Consider the following 3,404-nt stretch of genomic DNA (forward strand, 5'->3'; position numbering starts at 1 on the left):
CCTCGGGTACATGCTGTGGGTCGAGCCGCGGATCGCCGCCGCCGGCGTCGCGCTGTACGCCCCGCAGCTGTACGTCGTCCCCAGGATTCAGGCCGCCATCAACCGGCGCGTACAGAAGCGCATCGTGCTGGTTCGCGAGGTGGGGCAACAGATCGTCGAGAGCGCCGATACGTCACAGACTGCCGAGGCCAACGCCAAGCAATACGAGCAGCGTGTCGACGAAATCTACCGGCAGCGAAAGCGGATCGCCTATCTGAGCTATTCTCTGACGTTCATCAACAATCTCCTCGAGCACTCCGGCACCATCAGCGTTTTGCTGATCGGCGGATGGCTCGCCATTCAGGGACGAACCGACGTCGGGACCATCGTGGCCTTTGTCTCGGGTTTCGAGAAGATCTCGGAGCCGTGGAGAGAGCTCGTCTCGTTCTATCGGAGATCGTCGGACGCCGGGGTCAAGTACCGCCTCGTGCGCGACGCGCTGGGCCTCTGGAAAGCGACCTGATCGGCGACCACCTCGAAAGGTCCTGCCCGCCGTGAGATGATGAGGCGCTCCGGATCCCGGCCGCGGAGGCGGTCGGCGACCGCTGGAACGGGAGCGGCGCCGCCAACCCTTCGGGCGATTCGTCCTCGCGCGCGCCATGAGCGGGCCAGGGAGGAGAGGACGTGAAGCTGCCGCGGGAGCGCTTCGACTACTCGGCCATCGTAGACCGGCCGCCGCTCCGGCTGCCACGAGGCGCCCGGCTGGCGGTCTGGACCATCGTGAACGTCGAGGAGTGGGATATCCAGGGGCCCATGCCTCGCACCGTGCTCCCGCCCCCCGGCGGGGGCAGCGTGGTCCCTGACGTCCCGAACTGGGCCTGGCACGACTACGGGATGCGCGTGGGCTTCTGGCGGCTCAAAGCCGCTCTCGACCGCGCTCGCATCAAGGCCACCCTCGCCATCAACGCGTCGGTCTGTCTCTCCTATCCGCGCGTCGCCGAGGCGGCGCGCGACGCGGGCTGGGAGTTCATGGGCCACAGCTACGTGCAGAAGCCGCTCCACGCGGTCGAGGACCAGCGCGAGGTCATCCGGAAGTCGGTGGAGACGATCCGCAAGTTCACGGGCCGGCCGCCGCGCGGGTGGCTGGGCCCCGGTCTCACCGAGACCTGGGAGACGCTCGACATCCTGGCCCAGGAGGGGATCGAGTACGTCTCCGACTGGGTCAACGACGACCAGCCGTACGAGATCCGGACCACGACCCGACCGCTGGTGATGGTACCTTACACGCTGGAGATCAACGACATCCCGATGATGCTGATCCAGCACCACGAGGCCCCCGAGCTGTTCAACCGGGCCCGGGACCAGTTCGACCGGCTCTACGCGGAGGGGCGGCGCACGGCGCGGGTGATGGCCATCGCGGTCCACCCCTACATCAGCGGGGTGCCGCACCGGATCAAGTACTTCGAGCGGATCTACGCGTACATGAAGAAGCGGCCGGGCGTGCTCTTCTGCACGGGCGAGGACGTCCTGGCCTGGTACCGCTCGGTGGCGGGGCGGCAGTAGCGCGCGCGTCACCCGCCACGATGCGGCCGGCCATCTTCGTCACCCAGCCGATCCCCGAGGGCGCCCTGGCCCGGCTCCGCGAGGTGGGGGACGTCGAGCTGAACCCGGATCCCCTCCACATCGTCACCAAGCCCGAGCTGATCGCGATCCTCGGGCGGACCGAGTACCTGGTCTGCCTTCTCCACGACCGGATCGACGCCGAGATCATCGCCGCCGGCCCGCGACTCAAGCTGATCGCCTCCATGGCCATCGTCCCCGCGGGCGTGGACGTCGCGGCGGCCACCGCCCGCCGGATCCCGGTGACCACGATCCCGCCGGTGGTGACCGAGGCGACTGCCGACCTCCACTGGGCCCTCCTCCTGGCGGTGGCCCGGCGGGTCGTGGAAGCCGACCAGGCGGTTCGCGCGGGCATCTTCCCGGGCGGCCAGTCCGCGCAGTTCGTGGGGGCCGACGTGCACGGCCGGACGCTCGGAATCGTCGGCCTCGGCCGGATCGGCGCGGCCGTGGCCCGGCGCGCCCGGGGCTTCGGCATGCGGATCCTCTACACCAAGCGCCAGCGGCTGGCGGCGGCGGTCGAGACCGACTTCGGCGTGACCTACGTGGGCCTCGACGACCTCCTGCGCGAGTCCGACTTCGTCTCTCTCCACGTGGCGCTGATGCCGGAGACCGTCCACCTGATCGGCGCCCGCGAGCTCGGGCTCATGCGCCCGTCGGCGTTCCTGGTCAACACCGCCCGCGGCCCCATCGTGGACGAGAAGGCCCTGGTCGAGGCGCTGCGGAGCGGGACGATCGCGGGGGCCGCCCTCGACGTCTTCGAGGAGGAGCCGCGGGTCGAGCCCGGGCTCGTGAAGCTGCCGAACGTGGTGCTGACGCCGCACCTCGGCAGCGCGGCCCGGGGCACGCGGGCCCGGATCGCGGGCATCGTGGCCGACAACGTGGTGGCGGCGATCGAGGGCCGCCACCCGCCCAACGTCTACAACCCCGGGATCTACGCGGGCTGAGCCGGCGATGGCATTCCGGGTGACCCGGGCCCTTGTCGTCATCCGCGATCTCGGCTACCGGGAGGGACAGGATGTCGTCATCGGGCGGCGATTGGCCGAGGGGAGGAGCGAGCGACTCGATGAGCTCGCCGCCGAGCCGGTCCGTCTCAAGGTTGACGTCATCGTGGCGGTGACCACCCTGCCCTCGCTGGCCGCCAAGCGGGCGACCAGCACGATCCCCATCGTCATGGGGGGGCCGGCCGACCCGGTCGGAATCGGCAACTCAGTAGGGCGACCGCGAACATGCTCTCGAAAGGAGGCATCGACATGAGGCGGATTCTCACGCTGATCTTGACCGTGGCGGTCGGGTTCGCGGCAGGTGTTGGGGTTCAGGGTCTGAATGCGCAGCCGGCTGAGATCAAGCGCACCGTGCTCCTCAAGACCGATCTCCCGGGAGTCGAGGGGAAGGAAGCGGTCGTGTTCATCGCCGAGATCCCGGCCGGGGTCGCGACCGGCAAACACCGTCACCCGGGGAACGAACTGATCTACGTGCTTGAGGGTTCCTACATCTTGGAGGTCGACGGGACGGGTCCCGTTCCCCTGAAGGCCGGTGAGGTCAGGCACGCGCCGCCCGGCGAGGTGCACGAGGCCAAGACCTTCGGGAGCCCCGGCCCCAGTAAGGTCCTGGTGTTCCTGCTGGCGGAAAAGGGCCAGCCGCTCGCGATCCCGGTGCACTGACTGACCCGGTGGACCGGCGGGAGTGCGCGGCCATGAGGCTCTCGTCCGGGCGGACGAACTGATCCAGTGACGATGCGCCCGGCGCCGCTGCTCGACTGAGGTCGGCGATGGAATTCTGGGTGACCCAGGCGTTCAACGGGATCT

At 69.3% G+C, this 3,404-nt stretch carries 5 protein-coding genes; all 5 read left to right on the forward strand.

What is annotated here, in order from left to right:
- A partial coding sequence (locus tag VGW35_00830) for a hypothetical protein (GenBank protein HEV8306181.1) occupies positions 1-502 on the forward strand: 502 nt, incomplete at its 5' end.
- Positions 503-663: 161 nt separating this feature from the next.
- Positions 664-1,542, forward strand: a complete 879-nt coding sequence (locus VGW35_00835) for a polysaccharide deacetylase family protein (protein HEV8306182.1) — start codon at positions 664-666, stop codon at positions 1,540-1,542.
- 20 nt (positions 1,543-1,562) lie between these two features.
- Positions 1,563-2,543 carry a D-glycerate dehydrogenase gene (locus VGW35_00840; GenBank protein HEV8306183.1) on the forward strand — a complete coding sequence of 327 codons (981 nt, stop codon included), beginning with the start codon at positions 1,563-1,565 and terminating at the stop codon, positions 2,541-2,543.
- A 7-nt stretch (positions 2,544-2,550) separates the two neighbouring features.
- Positions 2,551-2,853, forward strand: a complete 303-nt coding sequence (locus VGW35_00845; GenBank protein HEV8306184.1) for an ABC transporter substrate binding protein — start codon at positions 2,551-2,553, stop codon at positions 2,851-2,853.
- Complete coding sequence (locus VGW35_00850) at positions 2,850-3,260, forward strand: cupin domain-containing protein (GenBank protein ID HEV8306185.1); 411 nt, start codon at positions 2,850-2,852, stop codon at positions 3,258-3,260. The genes VGW35_00845 and VGW35_00850 overlap by 4 nt, the downstream gene beginning before the upstream one ends.
- Positions 3,261-3,404 lie beyond the last annotated feature (144 nt).

It is taken from the genome of Candidatus Methylomirabilota bacterium (genome assembly GCA_036005065.1).
Classification (GTDB): Bacteria; Methylomirabilota; Methylomirabilia; order Rokubacteriales; family DASRDR01; genus DASYQW01.